This window comes from Ochrobactrum sp. BTU2 (genome assembly GCF_024539785.1).
Classification (GTDB): Bacteria; Pseudomonadota; Alphaproteobacteria; order Rhizobiales; family Rhizobiaceae; genus Brucella; species Brucella anthropi.
Map to the genome: position 1 here is coordinate 602,342 of NZ_JAHWRG010000001.1, position 21,610 is coordinate 623,951.

Sequence of the window (21,610 nt, forward strand, 5' to 3'; positions counted from 1 at the left end):
GCCGCATTGAAAATATTCTAAGTAGAGCAGAATCTAGTCTATATAAGCCTGTGGTTTGGCCAGACCGCAAGCGATTTGATGAACTGAAAGAGGTATTGGTGCTCGATATTTCATATATGACCGCAGCCGGAGCCGGTGCGCTGTCGTTCCTGTCGCCCTGTGTTCTCCCGCTCGTGCCGCCTTATCTGTGTTATATGGCGGGCGTGAGCGTAGAAGATTTTCGCGCAGATAAGGCGACAGCCGTTGCCGCCGCGCCTTCGGCGCGCCGTTCGTTGGCATTTGCGGCAATTTGCTTTGTTCTCGGTTTCACAACTGTTTTTGTGGCGCTCGGCGCTGGAGCTTCGTCCATCGGCGCCTTCCTGCGCGCATGGCAGCAGGAGATCGCAATCGTTGCGGGCGTCGTCATCATATTGATGGGACTAAACTTTCTTGGCATCTTGCGTTTCTCGTTCCTGTCCCGCGAAGCTCGTTTTCAGGCGCGCAACGCTCCGGCATCGCCGCTTGGAGCCTATGTCATGGGACTGGCATTCGCCTTCGGCTGGACGCCGTGCATCGGGCCAGTTCTTGGGCCAATCCTGACGTTGGCTGGCGGCAGCAGCACGGTTGGTGAGGGCGCGTTATTGCTGGCAACCTATTCGCTTGGCCTTGGCATTCCGTTTTTGATTGCCGCCCTTTTTTCCGGCGCATTCATGCGGTTTCTTTCACGTTTCCGCGTGCATCTCGGCAAGGTGGAGAAAGCAATGGGCGCGCTTCTGGTCGCTGCAGGTGTCCTGTTCCTGACCGGAGGCATGCAATCCTTCTCGTTCTGGCTGCTTGAGAATTTCCCCGCGCTCGGGCGGTTGGGTTAAAGGTTTGGCAGCAGCCCGTAAGTTTTCATAGACGCTTTGATGTTAAGAGCGAAAATCATCTCAATTTTCTGGACGATACCATGACAGACCGTACCTGCCTTTCCATCGTACTTGCTGCTGGCGAAGGCACACGCATGAAATCCAACTTGCCCAAAGTACTGCATCAGGTGGCAGGCTTGCCGCTGGTCTCTCACGTGGTCACGGCGGTTCAGGGGACCGGAAAGAGCGACATTGCGCTGGTGGTGGGGCGTGGCGCCGACGATGTGCGGGCGGCAGTGGAAAAGAACGCAGGCCCGGTGTCGGCTTTCGAGCAGAAGGAACGCCTGGGCACGGCGCATGCGGTTCTCGCTGCCCGCGAAGCAATCGAACGCGGCTATGACGATCTGCTCATCGTTTTCGGTGACACGCCGTTGATCGAGGCGCAATCTCTGCAGAAAGCTCGCGAACGACTGGCCGAGGGTGCAGACGTTGTCGTTATCGGTTTTCGCCCAGACAATCCACATGGCTACGGGCGCCTCATCGAGAAAGGCGACAAACTTGTCGCCATCATTGAGGAAAAGGAAGCAACCGAAGAGCAGAAGCAGATCGGATTCTGCAACGGCGGGCTGATGGCGGTTCGCGGTCAACACGCCCTGGCGCTTCTGGATGCGGTGGGCAATGACAACGCCAAGGGCGAATATTACCTGACCGATATCGTCGCCATCGCCCATAGCAAGGGCATGAACGTGACGGCCATCGAAGTGCCGGTCGATAATGTCATCGGCATCAACAATCGTGTTGAACTGGCCGAAGCCGAAGCCATCTGGCAGCAGCGCAAGCGTCGCGAGATGATGCTTGCAGGTGTAACGCTTATCGCACCTGAAACTGTTTTCTTTTCGCATGATACGCTGATCGAAGCCGACGTCATTGTTGAACCGAACGTGTTTTTTGGTCCTCGCGTGCATGTCGCGACGGGAGCTCTGATCCATTCCTTCTCGCATATGGAAGGTGCTTACGTTGGGCCGAAGGCCGAAATCGGGCCGTTTGCGCGGCTGCGCCCGGGTGCAAATCTCGGTGAGAAAACCAAGGTCGGCAATTTTTGCGAAGTGAAGAATGCCACCGTGCACAAAGGGGCGAAGATCAATCACCTAACCTATATCGGCGATGCGACTGTGGGAGCCTCCAGCAATATCGGCGCTGGCACGATCACCTGCAATTACGACGGCTACAACAAATACAAGACGGTGATCGGCGAAAACGCATTTATCGGGTCGAACAGCTCACTGGTCGCGCCGGTGGAAATCGGCGACAATGCTTATATCGCCTCTGGCAGCACGATTACCGACAATGTCCCTGCCGATGCGCTGGCTTTCGGTCGTGCCCGGCAGGAAACAAAAGAGGGGCGGGCGAAGATCCTGCGAGAGAAGTACGCTGCCATCAAAGCGGCTAAAACTGCGACCAAATAAGTCGTCCAATTGTTTAACCGAACGGCAATCCTCTGGGTTGCCGTTCTGCGTTAGAATCTTTAAACCGCAAAGCAACACGCCTGAACGTCGGATTTGGAGCAGCCTATGTGTGGAATTATCGGCATCATCGGAAATAACGAAGTCGCTCCGCTTCTTGTGGATGCACTGAAGCGGCTTGAATATCGCGGCTACGACTCTGCCGGTATTGCCACACTACAGAACGGCCGGCTCGACCGGCGCCGTGCCGAAGGCAAGCTGGTCAATCTGGAAAAGCGCCTGGCCGGAGAGCCGCTTCCCGGCATCATCGGTATCGGCCATACCCGTTGGGCTACGCACGGCAAGCCTGTGGAGCGCAACGCGCATCCGCACATTACTGAGCGTCTTGCGGTCGTCCACAACGGCATTATCGAAAACTTCGCCGAGCTTCGCACCATGCTAGAGGCGGAAGGCTACAAGTTCCAGACGGAAACCGATACCGAAGCGGTTGCGCATCTGGTGACCCGCGAACTGGTAAAAGGCAAGTCTCCGGTCGAAGCCGTGCGCGACAGTCTGCCGATGCTGCATGGTGCCTTCGCACTCGCTTTCCTGTTTGAGGGTGACGAAGAACTCTTGATCGGAGCACGCCAGGGGCCTCCACTCGCCGTCGGTTACGGTGAGGGCGAAATGTTCCTCGGTTCCGACGCTATCGCACTTTCGCCTTTCACGGATACCATCGCCTATCTCGAAGATGGCGATTGGGCCGTTCTGACGCGCAAGGGCGTGACTGTCTATGACGAAAACAACAGCGAAGTTGAGCGGCCGATCCAGAAAACGCAGACGGCGAATATGCTCGTCTCCAAGGGTAATCATCGTCACTTCATGCAGAAGGAGATGTTTGAGCAGCCGGAAGTGATTTCCCACACGCTTGCCAACTATCTCGACTTCACGACGGGTAAGGTGCGTCAGGAAGCGATTGATATCGATTTCAGCAAGATCGACCGCCTGACGATTTCTGCCTGTGGTACGGCCTACTATGCGGCATCCGTTGGCAAATACTGGTTCGAGCAGATAGCGCGCCTGCCGGTCGACAGCGATATTGCTTCCGAATTCCGCTATCGCGAAATGCCGCTCTCGAAGGATTCGCTGGCGATGTTCGTGTCGCAGTCAGGCGAAACGGCTGATACGCTTGCTTCGCTGCGCTACTGCAAGTCGCAAGGATTGAAGATTGCCGCTGTCGTGAACGTCACCGGCTCGACCATTGCGCGTGAATCCGATGCTGTTTTCCCAACGCTTGCGGGCCCTGAAATCGGCGTTGCTTCCACCAAAGCCTTTACCTGCCAGCTGTCGGCCATGGCCTCACTGGCAATTGCAGCTGCGAAATCGCGTGGCGCAATCGATGATAAGCGGGAACAGGAACTGGTACGCCAGCTTTCCGAGGCGCCGCGTTTCATCAACCAGGTTCTGAAGCTTGAAGACCAGATCGCTGCGGTCTGCCATGAACTGGCCAAGGTCAATCATGTGCTTTATCTCGGTCGTGGCACGTCTTTCCCGCTGGCGATGGAAGGCGCGCTGAAGCTCAAGGAAATTTCTTATATCCACGCTGAAGGCTATGCCGCCGGCGAGTTGAAGCACGGCCCGATTGCGCTGATCGATGAAACCATGCCGGTTATCGTCATCGCGCCGTCTGATCGGCTCTATGAGAAGACCGTTTCCAACATGCAGGAAGTTGCAGCACGCGGCGGTCGCATCATTCTCATCACCGACAAGAAGGGTGCCGAGGCAGCAAGCATCGACACGATGGCAACCATCATTCTGCCGGATGTGCCGGAATTCATCACGCCGCTCGTCTATGCGCTGCCGATCCAGATGCTGGCTTATCATACAGCCGTTCTGATGGGGACGGATGTCGATCAGCCACGCAATCTCGCAAAGTCGGTAACTGTCGAGTAAATTCAGCTTGTTATAGCAAAAACTCGATAAGTTAATAGAAATGGCGGCTGATTGCCGCCATTTTGTTATCCTGCTCGAAGCAGCCGGATAGCTTCGTCACGCCCGAAAAGATAAAGCAGTACGCGCAACGCCTGTCCGCGTTCGGACTCCAGATCGGGATCGCTTGTCAGAATATAGCGCGCATCCTTGCGGGCGATTTCCAGAAGATCACCATGCGCTTCGATGGAAGCCAAGCGGAAGCCTGGGGTGCCGGATTGCCGCGTGCCGAGCAATTCGCCTTCGCCACGCAGTTTCAAATCTTCTTCCGCGATACGAAAACCGTCTTCCGTCTCGCGCATGACCTTCAGCCGGGCTTGTGCGATTTCGCCCAGCGGGCCTTTGTAAAGCAGCAAGCACGTTGACGGTTTGTCGCCGCGCCCCACGCGGCCGCGCAGCTGGTGCAGTTGCGACAGGCCGAAACGTTCGGCATGTTCGATAACAATGATCGTCGCATCGGGAACATCTACGCCTACTTCGATCACAGTGGTCGCGACCAGTAACCGCGTTTCGCCCTGCTTGAATGCCCGCATGGCTTCGTCTTTTTCAGCCCCGCTCATGCGGCCATGGATGAGACCGATGCGATCCCCAAAGACGGGTTTGAGGCTTTCGAAACGTTCCTCCGCCGAAGTCAGTTCAACGACTTCGGATTCTTCAACGAGCGGGCAAATCCAGTAGATTTTCTGTCCTTCTGCCACAGCTTTTCGGATGCGCTCGACAAGTTCGCCCATGCGCTCCATTGGCACGATGGCGGTCGTGATGGGCTGGCGTCCGGCAGGCTTCTCGGTCAGTTTCGACACGTCCATATCGCCAAAGGCGGTGAGGACGAGGGTACGCGGAATAGGTGTAGCCGTCATGACCAGCATATCCGGTGCAGAACCCTTTGCGGTCAGCATCAGACGTTGGTGCACGCCAAAACGATGCTGTTCATCGATGATGACCAGAACGAGGTCGTGATATTCGACCTTTTCCTGAAAAAGCGCATGCGTGCCGATGACGATATCGATTTCGCCAGTTTTTAATCCTTCGAGAACTGCATTCCTGTCACGGCCCTTTTCGCGACCGGTCAGAAGGGCGGTTTTCAGTCCCGCTTTCTCTGCAAGCGGCGCGATGGTTGCAAAATGTTGACGGGCGAGAACTTCCGTCGGCGCCATGAGTGCTGACTGTCCACCAGATTCTGCGGCGTGGGCCATGGAAAGCAATCCAACGACCGTCTTGCCGGAGCCGACATCGCCCTGCAAAAGCCGCAACATGCGCTCCGGCGATTTAAGATCTGTGATGATTTCGCGAACAGCCTGATCCTGCCCCTCGGTCAAGCGATAGGGCAGGTGGCGCATGATTTCGGCGACGATGCGCCCTGTACCTTCCAGAGGACGACCGGAAAGCCGCCGTGTTTTCGCGCGAACAAGGGCGAGTGCCAATTGTCCGGCCAGAAACTCGTCATATGCGAGCCTGCGCCGCGAAATGCTTTCAAGCGCGATATCCGACGGGTCTTCAGGCAGGTGAAGCGTGTTCAGCGATTGCTGGAAACTGGTGAAGCGCTCCCGCGCCAGCAACGGGCCGTCGATCCATTCCTGCAGCGGAGGCACGCGGGTCAGTGCTTCCTTGACGGCGCGCGCCAATGTCTTTGGCGACAGACCCGCGGTCAGCGGATAGACCGGTTCGACCATCGGCAGATTGGCTGCATCTTCTAAGCTCGCAATATAGTCCGGGTGGACCATGGAGGCGCGACCGTTGAACCATTCCACCTTGCCCGAGACGATGACAGTTTCACCCTCAGGCAGCATTTTTTGCAGCCAAGGCAATTGCGCATGGAAGAAGGTCAGCGCGATTTCGCCGGTGTCGTCATGAGCGAAGACGCGATGCGGAACATTACCACGCCCGGGTGGTGCAGGCTGATGCTGGTCTACAATGACTTCCAGCGTGACGATTGCACCTTCCTGAGCAAGCGCGATACCAGGCCGATTGCGTCGGTCGATCACGCTGTGCGGTGCCAGAAACAGGAGCTGACCGACCTTGGGCTCCGCGCCCGGTATGTCGGTGCCAAGCAGTTTGCCAAGCAGGGCGGCAACCTTCGGGCCAATGCCGGAAAGCGAACGAACGGAAGCAAAAAATGGATCGAGCATGGATGGGCGCATGGGCTTGAGCATTAACTGCTTCGTCCTGCGGTGCAAGGGCGGTGCGCAATCTTTCTGTGCTCTTTTTGTTCTTGTTGGATAAACGGGTTCCCGTTTGCGGCGCAGATGCTATATACCAGCAGCAATTTGAATGATTGGAGCTTACCGAGGATGACTGGCAGCACATTGGCGACGGAAAATCTGGATGTACGGCGCCGCAAGCTTCTGTTTCGCGCGTGGCATCGCGGTATGCGCGAGATGGATTTGATCCTTGGGCAATATGCGGATGAATATATTGTCGGCTTCACCGATCCGCAGCTCAATGAGTTCGAGCATATTCTTGAAGTGCTTGACCGCGATCTTCTGAAATGGGTGACGGGTGAAAGCCCGATCCCGGCAGATTATGACACGCCTCTGTTCCGCGATATTGTCGCGTTCCGCGACCGCATAGAATTCTGAGTTCAAGGTTCCCATGCCCGTTTTCAGCAAACTAGGTCTCAAGTCCTCCAGCGCACTCGGGGCAAATCGTCATATCGTGATCGACGGCGTTGCCGACGGTTACGAGGCGTTCTGTCTCATTCGTCTGGCGGAAGAGATCGGCGAACGCGGACCGATTATGTATATCGTGCGCGACGGGCAACGCATTGCCGATCTGGAGCAGGTCTTGAGTTTCGTGGCGCCGGATATGCCGGTTCTGCATCTGCCTGCTTGGGACTGCTTGCCTTATGACCGCGTATCGCCCGGCGCAGACGCATCTGCACGCCGACTGGCTGCACTCAGCGCGCTGTCCGAGCTTAAAAAGACGCCGCATCCGGCGATCATCCTCACGACTGCCAATGCTGTTCTGCAAAAACTGCCGCCACAGGCGGCTATTGCCGAACAGGTGATTTCGGCGCGTCCCGGCAACCAGCTGGATATGAACGATCTGGCATCCCGGCTGGAACGTAACGGTTTCGAACGTGTTTCCACCGTGCGCGACATCGGCGAATTTGCAGTTCGTGGTGGTATTCTCGATCTTTATGCACCCGGCGCGGAAGAGCCGTTGCGGCTTGATTTCTTTGGCGACACACTGGAATCGATCCGCGCTTTCGATCCGGCTTCGCAGCGTACCACGGGCACACGCAAGGAGTTCGTGCTCCAGCCGATGAGCGAAATCACGCTTTCGCCGGACATGATCAGCCGTTTCCGCAAGAATTACGTCGCGATGTTCGGTGCGCCGCAGCGCGATGACGCGCTTTATCAGGCGATCAGTGAAGGTCGTCGCTTTGCGGGCATGGAACATTGGCTGCCGCTTTTCTACGACAAGCTTGATACCGTCTTCGACCATGCGGGCAATATGCCGGTGGTTTTCGACCATCTGGTGCATGAGGCGCTGACCGAGCGCCATACTATGGTCGTTGACCATTACGAGTCGCGGCTGAGACAGGCGGAAGGCAAGGAGCCGGGCAGCGATGCAGTACCCTACAAGCCGGTCAAGCCGGAAGCGCTTTATTTAACCCCGTCAGAGGTCGAGAAGCACGCTGAGGCCGGAGGTATGCGCATCGACCTGACGCCATTCGGTGCGCCGGAGGTTACGGGGCGGATAATTGTTCATGCGGATGTGCATAAGGGCCGCAGCTTTGCCGAGGAGCGCGCCGCCACCGACGTAAACCTGTTCGAAGCGGTGGTGAAACATATTGCCGAACTGCGTGCGTCGGGCAAGAAAGTATTGGTTGCCGCGTGGACGGAAGGTTCTCTCGACCGTCTTTTGCAGGTTCTTGACGAGCATGGGCTGGAAAAGATCGAGTCGGTTGACCGGCTTTCTACCGTCAAGGCGCTGTCACGCGACAAGGTGACGGCGGCGGTGCTGGCTGTCGAAAGCGGCTTCGATGCTGGCGATCTCGTCATCGTGGCCGAGCAGGATATTCTGGGCGACCGTCTTATCCGCCGTTCCAAGCGCCGCAAACGCGATCAGGATTTCATCTCGGAAGTTGCCTCGCTAAACGCTGGCGATATCGTCGTCCATGTCGATCACGGTATCGGTCGCTTCATTGGCCTCAAGACCATTACCGCCGCTGGCGCTCCCCACGACTGTCTTGAAATTCACTATGCGGGCGATGACCGGCTGTTTCTGCCGGTCGAAAATATCGAGCTTCTGTCGCGCTACGGTTCGGAAAGCTCCGATGCTGTTCTCGACAAGCTTGGCGGCGGCGCATGGCAGATGCGCAAGGCCAAGCTCAAGAAACGCCTGCTTGAGATTGCCGGGCATCTGATCCAGATCGCTGCCGAACGGCAGATGCGCGGTGCGCCGGTGATGACGCCGCCAGATGGTCTCTATGCCGAATTTTCTGCTCGCTTCCCCTATGATGAAACCGACGACCAGCTGACGGCAATCGAGTCCGTGGCGGACGATCTGGCTGCTGGCAAGCCGATGGATCGCCTGATCTGCGGTGATGTCGGCTTCGGCAAGACGGAAGTAGCCCTGCGCGCTGCCTTCATTGCGGCAATGAGTGGCGTTCAAGTGGCGATAGTCGTGCCGACAACGCTCCTGTCGCGCCAGCATTTCAAGACCTTCTCGAAGCGCTTCCATGGTCTGCCGATTAATCTTGCCCATGCCTCGCGTCTTGTCGGCACGAAAGAACTTGCGGCTGCCAAAAAGGGACTGGAAGAAGGAACGGTCGATATTGTCGTCGGCACGCATGCGCTGCTCGGCAACTCGATCAAATTCAAGAATCTCGGTCTGCTCATCATCGATGAAGAGCAGCATTTCGGCGTTAAGCACAAGGAGCGGCTGAAGGAACTGAAGTCGGACGTGCATGTGCTGACATTGTCCGCCACGCCGATCCCGCGCACTTTGCAGCTTGCGCTAACCGGCGTGCGCGAACTGTCGCTCATCACCACGCCACCCGTCGATCGTATGGCGGTGCGCACCTTCGTCTCACCGTTCGATCCGCTCGTCATTCGCGAGACGCTTTTGCGCGAACGCTATCGTGGCGGCCAGAGTTTCTACGTCTGCCCGCGCATTTCCGATCTTGGCGAGATAGAGGAGTTCCTGAAAACGCACGTGCCCGAACTGAAAGTGGCCGTGGCCCATGGTCAGATGGCGCCGGGCGTGCTCGATGACATCATGAACGCCTTCTATGACGGCCAGTATGATGTGCTTCTGTCCACGACCATTGTGGAATCCGGTCTCGATATTCCGACGGCCAACACGATGATCGTGCACCGCGCCGATATGTTCGGTCTGGCACAGCTCTACCAGCTGCGCGGTCGTGTTGGTCGCTCGAAGCAGCGCGCTTTCGCGCTGTTCACACTTCCGGCAGGTAAGATGCTGACGCAGATGGCGGAACGTCGCCTAAAGGTTCTACAGTCGCTCGACACGCTGGGCGCAGGCTTCCAGCTTGCCAGCCACGATATGGATATTCGCGGGGCAGGCAATCTGCTCGGCGAGGAACAGTCTGGCCATATCAAGGAAGTCGGTTTTGAGCTTTACCAGCAGATGCTGGAAGAAGCCGTTGCGACGCTCAAGGGTTCCGGCGAAGTGGAAGACAGCCAGTGGTCGCCGCAGATCGCTATTGGCACGGCGGTTATGATCCCCGAAGCCTATGTGCCGGACCTGCAATTGCGCCTCGGCCTTTATCGCCGTCTCGCCGATCTGGAAGAGCCGCAGGATATAGATGCTTTCGGCGCGGAACTCATTGACCGTTTTGGTCCGATGCCGGATGAAGTGCAGCACCTGCTCAAGATCGTTTACATCAAGGCACTCTGCCGCCGTGCGAATGTCGAGAAGCTCGATGCCGGTCCGAAGGGCGTGGTCATCCAGTTCCGTCATGCGACGTTCAACAACCCGGTCGGGCTGGTGAAAATGATCGGTGAACAGGGCTCCATGGCCAAGATCAGGCCGGATCAGAGCATCGTCTTCATCCGCGACTGGCCGACACCGGAAAAGCGCCTCAACGGTTCTGCCGTCATCATGACGCAACTGGCGAAGATCGCGGCGGGTTAACCCGCCGCTTCGCGTCTTTTAGCGATCTTCAGAAATCCCCGGCTCAAAGCCTTCAGCCGTCTGGCGAATAGCGTCAGCAAGGACATCTGCCGTCTGAGCGCCCATGACGGCATATTTCTGATCGATGATGAAGCATGGTACGCCGCGCACGCCGATGCGGCTGGCGGTATCGATCTCCTCACGAATCGTTGCCTTGTCTGCCTCACTTTGCAGGAGCCGGGCGACCACTTCGGCATCCATGCCGACGCTTGCCGCAGCATCAACCAGCACTTCGTGGTCGCCGATATCCTGTCCCTGCTCGAAATAGAGCGAGAACAACATGCCGACCATCCGGTCCTGTGTATCGGGTGCAGCCTGTGCTGCCCAATGGATGACGCGATGTGCGTCCAGAGTATTTGGCGCGCGGGCGATGGCATCGAAATCGAAGACAATGCCGTTTTCCTCACCAAGCTGGGTCAGCTGCTTGTGGATGTCATCAATCTTTCCGCCGGTGCCGAATTTGTCGCGCATGTAGGTCTGGCGATCCTTTCCCTGCGGAGGCAGGGTAGGGTCGAGCTGAAAGGGACGCCAGCGCACTTCGGCCTCCACATCCGGCACCATGGCAAGTGCCGCCTCAAGGCGCTTGCGCCCCAGAAAGCACCAAGGGCAGACGACGTCGGACACGACATCGATAGTTATCTTTCTGGTGGCCATGGCAGTGTCTCCATACGGGAACCAGAGGCGCGGCCTCCGGTTGAATACTCATCATATATTGGGTGCATGTAGGGCGAATTACATCAACGTTAAAGCCCGATCATGGCTTTGCGCGCCACCAGGTTGGTAGTTGATAACCATAGAGCGAAGTCTTCTTTGGATGCTCGATGCGATCCCAGCGCGCTACCCACTGATAGGGCAGGTGGTAAAGCGGAATGTAGTAATCCCCGGAGATAAGCACACGATCAAGGGCGCGGACCGCACTCACGAAATCGGCGCGGCTTCTGGCTGCCAGCAGTGCTTCAATCATCGCATCTACTGCCGGATCAGCAACGCCCGGATAGTTGAAACTTCCCTGAACGTCACGCGAGGCTGCGCCCCAGCGCATCCATTGTTCGTTGCCGGGCGAAAGCGATCCGGTCAACGCTCCGAGAATCATGTCGTAGTCGAATGTCTGGAGGCGCTGCTGATATTGGGCGTCGTCCACAGTGCGTATTTCGATTGTGATGCCCAGTCGCGCGAGATTGCGCTTGTAAGCCAACGCAACTTTTTCCTCGTCGGGCGAGCGCGTCATGATCTCAAATTTAAGCGGCTTGCCAGAGGGATCAACGGCGAGGCCGTGTTCAAACTGAAAACCCGCGTCAGTCAGGAGATCGTAGGCTTTCTTTGCAGGCGTGCGGTCATGACCGCTGCCGTCCGTTACGGGCGGATGCCATGTACCATTCATGACATCGTCGCGAACGGCTTCGGGGAATGGTTTCAGCAACTGCTTCTCGCGGTCATCGGCAGGCTTGCCGACGGAGGAAAGCTCCGATCCTTCCCAAAAACTCTGCGTGCGGCGGTACTGATCGGCGAAAAGGTTGCGGTTAGCCCATTCGAAGTCGAAGAGCAGCCCCAGGGCCTGCCGGACACGACGGTCGGCGAAAATCGGACGGCGCGTGTTGAACACGAAGCCGAACATGTTGGCTGGCGTGCCTTTTTCAAAGCTGTCCTTGATGACACGGCCCTGTTTTACAGCCGGGAAATCATAAAGCTTCTCCCATCGAGTAGGGTTTGCCTCGATGAAGACATCCAGCAGCCCCTTCTTGAAAGACTCAAACAGGGATGTCTCGTTTCGGTAATATTCAATCGTCAACGTATCGAAGTTGTTGAGACCGCGCTGCGACGGCAGATCCTTGCCCCAGTAGTCAGGGTTGCGCTTGTAGATAATACGCTGGCCGGGCTGCACGCCGGAAACGAGATACGGGCCGCTGCCGACAGGTGGTTTCAGGGATGAATTGCCGAAGGTTTCGCGATCAATGGCGTGCTTTGGCAGCACGGGCATCGATGAGGCGATCAGCATCGGAAATTCGCGATCCGACTTGTCGTTGAAGGTGAAGCGAACAGAGCGCTCCCCCGTCTTTTCGATCTTCTCGACCCGACTCATCCGGTTGTTGTAGGGAGGGCGTCCCTTTTCTGTCAGAATGTCATAGGTGAAGAGAACGTCGTCCACCGTCACCGGCTGGTCGTCCGACCATTTCGCTTTCGGGTTCAGGGTGAATTCGACCCATTTGCGGTCCGGATCAACCGCAACCTTTTCAGCAAGCAGGCCGTAAAGGGTAAAGGGTTCGTCCCGCGAGCGCTGCATGAGCGTTTCGTAAACCAGATTTCCGAGGTCGACATCCCCGAACAGGCCGCGCGCTGTCGTACGCATGCTTTTCAGAACAAATGGGTTGAGACTGTCGAAAGTGCCGACAACGCCCATTGTGATGGCGCTGCCCTTCGGGGCGTCGGCATTTGCATAGGGGAAATGGGTGAAGTCAGCCGGCAGCGCCACATCTCCATGCATGGAGAGCGCATAGTCCGGCTGTGCTTCGGCTATCGCCTGCGCCGGCAGCACGCCGACGACAGCTCCGGTAAGGCTCGCAAGAACCACTTTGCGGAGAAAGGCAATCAATCCGTTCAACTTCAATCGTCCATTGTAAATAAGTTTGATGGTCGGCGCCGGGAAGCGTCGATTCGGAACCGAAAACTAGCATGATCGTACATTAAGTGCGGAATTAGGGCGTGTCCGTCACGCGACAGTAGGGGCTAAAATAAAGATTTTGGCGGATTCCGGGCATGGAATGTCGAAACTCATCTGGATTCATACCCCTAGTCGTTGTAACACGGCTCCGGATTGGGGCCCGCAAGGGTCCGGATGGGGGCTAAAATCCCCAAGGTCACGCTGTTGCCGCATTTTAAAACCAGTGACGGTCTATCGCTGACTTATAATACAGAACGGGAACTATAGATCAGAGCGTTGAAAGGAACCTGTTGATCATGTCCAGCACTAAGACAATCGCTGCCGCATCTGCCATTGCTGGCGCGTTCGCCCTGCTTGCCTCCGCGACGATGCCTGCATCGGCACAGCAGCCGCCACAGGGCTGGTTCAAGGTTTGCTCGAAGCAGGAAGACAATGACATCTGCAACACGCAGAACATCGTCACTGCAGATTCCGGCCAGCTCCTGACCGCCGTCAACCTCATCGAGATCAAGGGCAAGATCAACCGCAAGATCTTTCAGGTGACCGTTCCTATTGGTCGTCTGATTCCTGCCGGCGTCGGCCTCCAGATCGACAACAACAAGCCGGTCAAGCTTGAATACGGCATCTGCTTCCCGGATCGCTGCATCGCAGAAGCTCCGCTGACCGACGATCTCATTAATGCGCTCAAGAAGGGCGGCAAGCTGACCCTGACTTCGGTCAACTATCAGAACAAGCCGAACCCGATTCCGGTTGCACTCACCGGCTTCTCTGGCGCTCTGACCGGCCCGGCTCTCAAGCAGTCCGAACTGGAAGAACGCCAGAAGGAACTTCAGGACGCCGTCCAGAAGCGCCAGAAGGATTTCGAAGCCAAGATGAAGGCTGAACAGGACAAGGCAAAGGGCGCAGCCAACTAAGCTGCTGTCTGTCCAGTGTGTTATGAAAAAGGGGCGCTTTGAGCGCCCTTTTTTTTGAACCATCACTTTAGAAGATAGTGCTATATTAGTTAGAATGTTGCGACTTTACGCGATAGGAACCATTGTCCTGTCGATCAAACATCTCCTCGATCTGAGGATGGCGCAAAGGCTCGCCGCTTAAATCCGGCACCAGGTTCTGCTCCGATACATAGGCGACATATTCGGATTCCGCGTTTTCCGCGAGCAGATGGTAAAACGGCTGGTCGCGATGCGGGCGCGCTTCTTCCGGAATGGACTCATACCATTCCTCCGTATTTGCAAATTCGGGGTCTACGTCAAAGATAACCCCGCGGAAGGGGAATAGCCGGTGCTTGACGACCTGACCGATCTGAAATTTCGCGTGCTTTATCTGTGTCATACCCATGCAACATTATGTAGTTCACCGCGTGACAAATTAAAGTCGGCGGTAACCGGCAATTCTGTCTGTTCGATGTCTCGGATGGTCCGAAAATTAAGTTAGCTGGAACGTTTGCCGTCGCTTCGGTGTGGAAGGCTTGGCAGTTTCGGTAGCAGATGCGAGAAACCGCTGCCAGGACGAAGCCCCTCACGCATGAAGAATGCGCGCAGCGGTGCGAATGAGCGGAGCATTTCCAATCCCACTCCACGCACGATCTGCGCCGGAAGCATGCCGGAGAGAAGTGAACGATTGAGCGCATCGACAGAGCCGGTGCGGGCTAGAATATCCGGACGTCTTGCGCGGTCATAGGCGCGAATGACCCGATTTGAGCCCGGGTCGACAGGATCGCTTTCGATAGCCTTGACCAGCGTTTCGACATCGCGGGAACCCAGATTGAGGCCTTGTGCGCCAATCGGTGGAAACACATGTGCGGCTTCACCAATCAGGATCGTGCGCTTGGCCGCAAAGACATGGGGCACGAGGCCGGAAAGGGGCCAGGCTTGCGGCTTGATCTCGAGGTTAATCTTGCCCAGCATGGACTGCATCATGTCTTCGATGCGCTGAGCGAGCGTGGCTTCGTCAAGCGCAAGCAGCGTTTCGGCGCGACCGGGATTGACCACCCAGACGAGGCTTGAGCGTTTGCCTTTCAACGGCACTTGAGTGAAAGGGCCTTCTTCGGTGTGGAACTCCGTCGAAATATTCTCGTGGTCGACGCTATGCGAGAAGGAAAGCACGACGGCTGTCTGCGGATAGCTCCAGCGGCGTGTGCGGATGCCTGCCGCTTCGCGGGCCATCGAATTGCGCCCGTCGGCTGCCACGACCAGCCGCGTATGCAATGTGTCGCCACCTGAAAGCGTGATGGTTACGTGGTCGCCATTGTGACGGTATTCGATAACAGAGGCATTGATGCGCTGGATACTCGGATTGCGGGAAACGGCGTCAGCCAGCTTCTCGTTCAAAACGGCATTGGGGATATTGTAGCCGAACGCAGTCTCATCAATTTCGCCCGCACGGAAGGTGACGACAGGGCTTCTCACGAGCCGTCGCGTGGCGTCTATAATGCGCATGGAAGCGAGGGGGGCTGCTTCCGGCTCGATATCCGACCAGACGCCCAGTCCCTCCAGTAGTCTGATGGCAGGCATCATGAGTGCGGTGGTGCGGCGGTCACCCTTATCGGTCTCCGGTCCAAGCAACACGGTGCGATAGCCTTTTGCGCCAAGCGCCAGCGCTGCCATCATCCCGGCAGGCCCGCTGCCGCTGATGACAATGTCAGTGAGAGGCTTGTTCACAACAAGATCGTTCATCGTGTTTCATCCCTGGTCCGACAGTGCAGACCTCGTGACCGTTCGCTATGCATATCGCATTGTCTGATGATTCCAGACGGATGCGTTTGAGCTGCACTTAAACCGAATTGCAGGCAAAAGACCATTCTTCCGTGGGATTATGGCGGATTTGCCTCACGCCTTACTTGCTCTTTTGTGCTTATTCAGGGAAAGCTGCTGCAGGATCATGGCTTTTCCTGGGGGAGAAGCTATTCAACGATCTTGAGGGTTGGGGACGTCAGTTTGTTTGGTGTACGCGTTCCCCGTTTGATGAAATGTACTCGCTGCCTTGGGGATTATCTTCGGCGGGATATGCGCGGCGACAAACTGAAATGGCGGACGGCGTGAAAACCAAACTGACCGGAAAACTCAAAGCCAAAAAAGTCACCGCGCCGCAAGCCAAGGCGTTTTCGGTTCATCTTCTGACGGCATCGGGTTCGTTTCTGGCGTTCCTTTCCATCGTGGCGGCCAGTGATGGGCGCTATACGGCGATGTGGTGGTGGCTGGGGCTGGCGCTTTTCGTCGACGGCATCGATGGCCCCATCGCGCGCAAGCTTGAAGTCAAATATGTTCTGCCGAACTGGTCTGGCGAGCTTCTCGACAATATCATCGACTATGTCACCTATGTTCTGATACCGGCTTTCGCGCTTTATCAAAGCGGGTTCATGGGGACATATCTGTCCTTCATATCCGGCGCGATCATCGTGGTTTCGAGCGCGATCTATTATGCCGACACCGGCATGAAGACGAAGGAGAACTTCTTCAAGGGGTTCCCGGTCGTCTGGAACATGGTGGTCTTTACGCTTTTCATCGTCAAACCGGGCGAGTGGGTCGCTTTCGCAACCGTTGTCGTGTCGGCAATCCTGTCGTTCCTGCCGATCAACTTCCTGCATCCAGTGCGCGTTGTGCGCCTGCGACCGCTTAATCTGACGGTTTTCCTGCTCTGGTGTGCCTTTGGCGCGGCTGCGCTCTATTATACTCTGGACGCGCCGTTGTGGGTCCGCGTTGGCATATCCGTGACGGGCCTCTACATCTACTTCATCGGCGCTGTCATGCAGTTTTTCCCAGGATTGGGACGGACTGCGACCGTCATCGCGGCTGAGAAAGCCGCTGCCGCAAAGAAGAGTGGAGAAGCATCATGATCAATGCCATTCGCGTCCATCAGACCGGTGGGCCGGAAGTCATGAAGTATGAACAGATCGAGATAGGCGAACCCGGTCCGGGCGAGGCAAAAGTGCGCCATGAAGCCGTCGGTCTGAACTTCATCGACGTTTATTTCCGCACCGGGCTTTACAAGGCAGCCCAGATGCCTTTCACGCCTGGCAATGAAGGCGCGGGCACAGTCATTGCGGTTGGTCCGGGCGTTGAGGGTGTTCGTGTCGGTGACCGTGTTGCCTATGTGGCGACACCGGGCTCCTATGCAGACGAGCGCATTCTGCCAGCGGACCGGCTGGTCAAGGTTCCGGATAATGTCGATCTGAAAACCGCCGCCTCCATGATGCTGAAAGGCATGACGGCGCAATATCTTCTGCGGCGTACATTCAAGGTGGAGCCGGGCCAGACGATCCTGTTTCACGCCGCTGCCGGTGGTGTAGGCTTGATTGCCGGACAATGGGCGAAGCATCTTGGCGCCACCGTCATCGGCACGGCGGGATCGGAAGAAAAGATCGCGCTGGCCAGAAAGCATGGCTACGACCATGTCATCAATTACCGCACCGAGAATTTTGCCGAAAAGGTGAAGGAACTGACGGGCGGAGCGGGTGTCGACGTTGTCTATGATTCTGTTGGGCGCGATACCTATATGGGTTCGCTCGACGTGCTGAAGCCGCTTGGCATGTTTGCCTGCTTTGGCCAATCGTCGGGTGTCATTCCGCCGTTTGATCTCGGCATTCTGGCGCAGAAGGGTTCGCTCTTTGCCACGCGTCCTACGCTGTTCAATTATATAGCCAAGCGGGCGGACCTCGAAAAGTCGGCAGCAGAGCTTTTCGACGTGGTCGGAAGCGGAGCCGTCAAGATCGAGATCAACCAGACCTACGCGCTCAAGGATGCGGGCAAGGCGCATGAGGATCTGGAAGGCCGCAAGACGACGGGAACCACCATTCTGCTTCCATGATCGGGCTGATGATTGCAGCAGTGTGTATATGTCCACCGCTGCTTGCTTTTGGGCTTTTCAAGAGCAGAGTTGCTGGATAAGGTCGCTCAAAAATATAATTTTGGGGAACAATGACAGCGCCTTTAACCGACCGGCCTCTTCTGGATGTCCGCCGGCTCACGAAAGTATTTGGTCAGCTGCGGGCCTGCGATGGTGTCGATCTCACCATCGGGGAAGGCGAAATTCACGCGCTTCTGGGTGAAAACGGTGCCGGAAAATCCACCTTTGTGAAAATGTTGTTCGGCGCGTTGCAGCCACTTGAAGGCGAAATCGTCTGGAAGGGGCAACCTGTCACGATAGACGAACCTGCCGCCGCAAGAAAACTTGGCATAGGCATGGTTTTTCAGCATTTTTCGCTGTTCGACTCGCTGACTGCCGCTGAGAACATTGCCTTGTCGCTCGACCGTTCGCTGCCGCTTTCAGACGTTGCGAAGCGTGCGCGTGAGGTTGGCAGGACTTACGGTCTTCCGGTCGACCCGCAGGCCCATGTTGGTGATCTGTCCGTCGGCGAACGTCAGCGTATCGAAATCGTGCGCTGTCTTCTTCAGGAGCCGGATCTCATCATCCTTGATGAGCCGACTTCGGTGCTGACGCCACAAGAAGCCGACAAGTTGTTTGAAACGCTGGAGCGCCTGAAAGCCGAAGGCAAGTCGATCCTCTACATCAGCCACCGTCTTGAGGAAGTGAAGCGGCTTTGTGATCGCGCGACCGTGTTGCGGCATGGCAAGGTCGTTGCGCATTGCGATCCGCGCAAGGAAACCGCCGCGTCGCTCGCCCGTATGATGGTCGGTAATGATATCAATGTCGTGGCACGCAGTCCCATCGCGGCGGCGGTAGATGTCGGTAATGAAGCGCTTTTTGAAATCAAGTCACTGTCGCAACCGCCGCGTGGGCCATTTTCGACGGCATTGAAAGATATTTCTCTCTCGGTCGCCGCAGGCGAAGTCGTTGGCATTGCCGGTGTTGCAGGCAACGGGCAAGGTGAATTCTTCGAAGCTGTTTCGGGTGAAGTGCTGCAGTCAAATCCATCGAATGTGCGTATTCGCGGGAAGGATGCAGGCAAGGTCGGCATCAGCGACCGCCGCATGATGGGGGCAGCTTTCGTGCCGGAGGAGCGGCTTGGTCACGGTGCTGTTCCGACCATGACGCTGACCGACAATCTGTTCTTGTCGCGATACAAGACCGACGCAAAGATGTTCCTGCGTGGCGGCAAGATGAAGCTGATCGCAGAGAGCGCACTTCGATCGGCTGCAAAACGCATCATTGAACGGATGGATGTGCGCAAGAGTGCTGAAAATCCGCCCGCATCTGCACTTTCTGGCGGAAACCTGCAGAAATTCATCATCGGGCGCGAGCTTGATCGCTCACCATCGGTCATGATTGTGAACCAGCCGACATGGGGCGTGGATGCCGGTGCCGCAGCACATATCCGGCAGGCACTTGTCGATCTTGCGCGCTCCGGTTCCGCAGTTCTCGTCATCAGTCAGGACCTTGATGAGCTTCTTGAAATCAGTGACCGCATTGCCGTGATGAATCATGGCCAGCTCTCCGATCCTCTGCCGATTGCCGATGTAACGCTGGAAAAGATCGGTCTTTTGATGGGCGGTATCTCAGGAGAGGCGGGAGCTGCATGATGCGGATTGAACTCGTCAAACGCCCGCAGCCGTCGAGACTTTTCAGTGCTTTGTCACCCTTGCTGGCACTGTCGTTGACACTGATTTTCGGCGGACTTGCTTTTGCGCTGATGGGCAAGGATCCGTTACATGCGCTTTATGTCTTCTTTGTCGAGCCTTTGTTCGACATCTGGTCTTGGCATGAATTGCTCGTGAAGGCTGCGCCGCTGATCCTGATCGCGGTCGGCCTCTGCGTCTGCTTTCTGTCCAACAACTGGAATATCGGTGCCGAGGGGCAGTTCATCGCCGGTGCTATAGCGGGATCGATCCTGCCCGTCATGTTCCCTGATCTGCAGTCTTGGGTGGTTCTGCCCCTGATGATGCTGATGGGGATGGCAGGCGGCGCGGCCTATGCATCCATTCCCGCTTTGCTGAAAGTGCGCTTCAATACCAATGAAATCCTGACCAGCCTTATGCTTGTCTATGTCGCGCAGCTGTTCCTCGACTGGCTGGTGCGCGGGCCATGGCGCAACCCGGAAGGATATAATTTCCCGGAAACTCGTCAGTTCAACGATAGCGCCATTCTGCCGGAAATCTGGAGCGCATCGGGCCGCGCGCATTGGGGCTTCATCTTTGCGCTCGTTGCAGCGGTTGTCGTCTGGCTCCTGCTCAAGCACACGCTGAAGGGTTTCGAGGTCAAGGTGATCGGCCAAAGTCCAAGAGCCGGGCGTTTCGCGGGTTTCAGCGCGGGCAAGATAGTGTTCTTCGTCTTTGCGGTTTCCGGTGCCCTTGCCGGTCTCGCAGGCATCGCGGAAACCTCCGGTGCCATCGGCCAGCTTCGTCCGGTCATATCTCCGGGCTACGGTTTTACGGCGATCATCGTCGCGTTTCTGGGACGCCTCAATCCGCTGGGAGCAATAGCAGCCGGTCTGGTGTTGGCGCTTTCCTATCTTGGAGGCGAAGCTGCACAGGTGGCTATCGGTATCTCCGAAAAATCTGCGCGCGTGTTTCAGGGCATGATCCTGTTCTTCGTTCTCGCTTGCGATACACTCATCCTTTATCGCATTCGCTTCATATCCGGTCGCCAAGCGGGAAAGGCCTGATCCCATGGATTTGACGCAGGCTATTCTTCTCACAATTGCAACAGCAGCGACGCCGCTCCTGATCGCTGCCATCGGCGAACTGGTTGTTGAACGTTCCGGCGTGCTCAATCTTGGTGTCGAGGGCATGATGCTGATGGGGGCCGTGTCCGGCTTCGCCATTGCACAAATGACCGGCTCGGCCTGGTTAGGCTTGTTTGCCGCCGTTCTGGTCGGTGCGCTTTTCTCCGCTATTTTTGGCTTTCTGACGCTCATACTCGTCACCAATCAGGTCGCAACCGGGCTGGCGCTGACGATTCTTGGCGTTGGAGCATCGGCCTTGCTCGGCGAAAGCTTTGTCGGGCTTCCAGGTGTCCGGCTTGAAGCCATCCATATTCCCTATCTGACCGATCTGCCGCTTGTCGGGCGGTTCTTCTTCGGTCAGGACCCGATATTCTATCTTTCGATCCTGCTGGTTATCGGCGTGGCATGGTTTCTGTTCCGCACGCGGGCAGGGCTTACATTGCGCGCCATCGGCGACAGCCATGGCTCGGCCCATGCGCTCGGCGTGCATGTGGTGCGCACGCGCTTTCTGGCGGTTTTGTTCGGCGGTGCTTGTGCTGGTCTTGCAGGCGCGCAATTGTCACTCGTCTACGTGCCGCAATGGGTGGAAAACATGACGGCCGGTCGTGGCTGGATCGCACTTGCGCTTGTCGTGTTCGCATCGTGGCGGCCATGGCGCGTATTGATCGGCGCTTACTTGTTCGGTGCGGTGACCATCGGTCAGCTTCACGCGCAGGCGCTGGGCTTTGGCCTGCCATCGCAGTTTCTGTCTGCGCTGCCTTATCTCGCGACGATTGTGGTGCTGGTCATCATATCGCGCAACAAGCGCCTGACGATGATGAATACGCCGGCTTCGCTCGGCAAGCCGTTCGTGCCAGACCGGTAGAACGAACGGCTGAGGGGTAGACGTAAACCGTCCCAAGGGTTTTCGTTGTGGTTAGTGGGTAAAAAA

Annotated in this window: 16 protein-coding genes; 11 read left to right on the forward strand and 5 right to left on the reverse strand. The window is 56.8% G+C overall.

All coding sequences use genetic code 11. From position 1 onward, the window contains the following. The first annotated feature begins 98 nt into the window (after positions 1-98). The 3 genes from KWJ32_RS02875 to glmS all read left to right on the forward strand — a co-directional run bounded on the left by KWJ32_RS02875 (position 99) and on the right by glmS (position 4,222). The gene (locus tag KWJ32_RS02875) at positions 99-848 is read left to right on the forward strand and encodes a cytochrome c biogenesis CcdA family protein (protein ID WP_012093029.1); all 750 of its coding nucleotides are present in this window, start codon (positions 99-101) and stop codon (positions 846-848) included. 80 nt (positions 849-928) lie between these two features. Further along, a complete protein-coding gene (glmU, locus tag KWJ32_RS02880; protein ID WP_012093028.1) occupies positions 929-2,293 on the forward strand; it encodes a bifunctional UDP-N-acetylglucosamine diphosphorylase/glucosamine-1-phosphate N-acetyltransferase GlmU in 1,365 nt (454 codons plus the stop codon). A gap of 105 nt (positions 2,294-2,398) precedes the next feature. Beyond that, positions 2,399-4,222, forward strand: a complete 1,824-nt coding sequence (gene glmS, locus KWJ32_RS02885; RefSeq protein ID WP_012093027.1) for a glutamine--fructose-6-phosphate transaminase (isomerizing) — start codon at positions 2,399-2,401, stop codon at positions 4,220-4,222. Positions 4,223-4,287: 65 nt separating this feature from the next. Here the strand turns inward: glmS and recG are convergent, their stop codons facing one another. Further along, positions 4,288-6,408 (reverse strand): ATP-dependent DNA helicase RecG, encoded by a 2,121-nt coding sequence (recG, locus tag KWJ32_RS02890; RefSeq protein WP_192799824.1) that lies wholly within the window; start codon positions 6,406-6,408, stop codon positions 4,288-4,290. 138 nt (positions 6,409-6,546) lie between these two features. Here recG and KWJ32_RS02895 point away from each other — a divergent pair, with 138 nt between their 5' ends. Further along, entirely contained in the window at positions 6,547-6,834 is a 288-nt protein-coding gene (locus KWJ32_RS02895; RefSeq protein WP_012093025.1) for a succinate dehydrogenase assembly factor 2, read from the forward strand. Between the two features lie 13 nt (positions 6,835-6,847). Then, positions 6,848-10,360 carry a transcription-repair coupling factor gene (gene mfd, locus KWJ32_RS02900; protein ID WP_012093024.1) on the forward strand — a complete coding sequence of 1,171 codons (3,513 nt, stop codon included), beginning with the start codon at positions 6,848-6,850 and terminating at the stop codon, positions 10,358-10,360. A gap of 18 nt (positions 10,361-10,378) precedes the next feature. Here mfd and KWJ32_RS02905 read toward each other — a convergent pair whose 3' ends face one another. Further along, positions 10,379-11,053 (reverse strand): DsbA family protein, encoded by a 675-nt coding sequence (locus tag KWJ32_RS02905; protein WP_012093023.1) that lies wholly within the window; start codon positions 11,051-11,053, stop codon positions 10,379-10,381. A 100-nt stretch (positions 11,054-11,153) separates the two neighbouring features. Continuing rightward, a complete protein-coding gene (locus KWJ32_RS02910; RefSeq protein WP_346016055.1) occupies positions 11,154-12,989 on the reverse strand; it encodes an extracellular solute-binding protein in 1,836 nt (611 codons plus the stop codon). 365 nt (positions 12,990-13,354) lie between these two features. Here KWJ32_RS02910 and KWJ32_RS02915 point away from each other — a divergent pair, with 365 nt between their 5' ends. After that, positions 13,355-13,972, forward strand: coding sequence for an invasion associated locus B family protein (locus KWJ32_RS02915; protein ID WP_010658835.1), 618 nt, complete (start codon positions 13,355-13,357; stop codon positions 13,970-13,972). A gap of 85 nt (positions 13,973-14,057) precedes the next feature. Here KWJ32_RS02915 and hspQ read toward each other — a convergent pair whose 3' ends face one another. Both hspQ and KWJ32_RS02925 read right to left on the reverse strand, forming a co-directional pair. Next, positions 14,058-14,396 carry a heat shock protein HspQ gene (gene hspQ / locus KWJ32_RS02920; RefSeq protein WP_010658834.1) on the reverse strand — a complete coding sequence of 113 codons (339 nt, stop codon included), beginning with the start codon at positions 14,394-14,396 and terminating at the stop codon, positions 14,058-14,060. Positions 14,397-14,488: 92 nt separating this feature from the next. Then, complete coding sequence (locus KWJ32_RS02925; RefSeq protein WP_094515754.1) at positions 14,489-15,733, reverse strand: UbiH/UbiF family hydroxylase; 1,245 nt, start codon at positions 15,731-15,733, stop codon at positions 14,489-14,491. A gap of 350 nt (positions 15,734-16,083) precedes the next feature. Between KWJ32_RS02925 and pcsA the strand changes: the two genes are divergently transcribed. From pcsA to KWJ32_RS02950, 5 genes are all read left to right on the forward strand, one after another. Next, a complete protein-coding gene (pcsA, locus tag KWJ32_RS02930) occupies positions 16,084-16,893 on the forward strand; it encodes a phosphatidylcholine synthase (protein ID WP_094515755.1) in 810 nt (269 codons plus the stop codon). Next, a complete protein-coding gene (locus KWJ32_RS02935; RefSeq protein ID WP_151609502.1) occupies positions 16,890-17,864 on the forward strand; it encodes a quinone oxidoreductase in 975 nt (324 codons plus the stop codon). The genes pcsA and KWJ32_RS02935 overlap by 4 nt, the downstream gene beginning before the upstream one ends. A 110-nt stretch (positions 17,865-17,974) precedes the next feature. After that, the gene (locus KWJ32_RS02940; protein ID WP_012093016.1) at positions 17,975-19,537 is read left to right on the forward strand and encodes an ABC transporter ATP-binding protein; all 1,563 of its coding nucleotides are present in this window, start codon (positions 17,975-17,977) and stop codon (positions 19,535-19,537) included. Continuing rightward, positions 19,537-20,619, forward strand: coding sequence for an ABC transporter permease (locus tag KWJ32_RS02945; protein WP_151609612.1), 1,083 nt, complete (start codon positions 19,537-19,539; stop codon positions 20,617-20,619). Before KWJ32_RS02940 ends, KWJ32_RS02945 begins: the two co-directional genes overlap by 1 nt. A 4-nt stretch (positions 20,620-20,623) precedes the next feature. After that, the gene (locus KWJ32_RS02950; protein WP_012093014.1) at positions 20,624-21,544 is read left to right on the forward strand and encodes an ABC transporter permease; all 921 of its coding nucleotides are present in this window, start codon (positions 20,624-20,626) and stop codon (positions 21,542-21,544) included. The last annotated feature ends 66 nt before the right edge of the window (positions 21,545-21,610 follow it).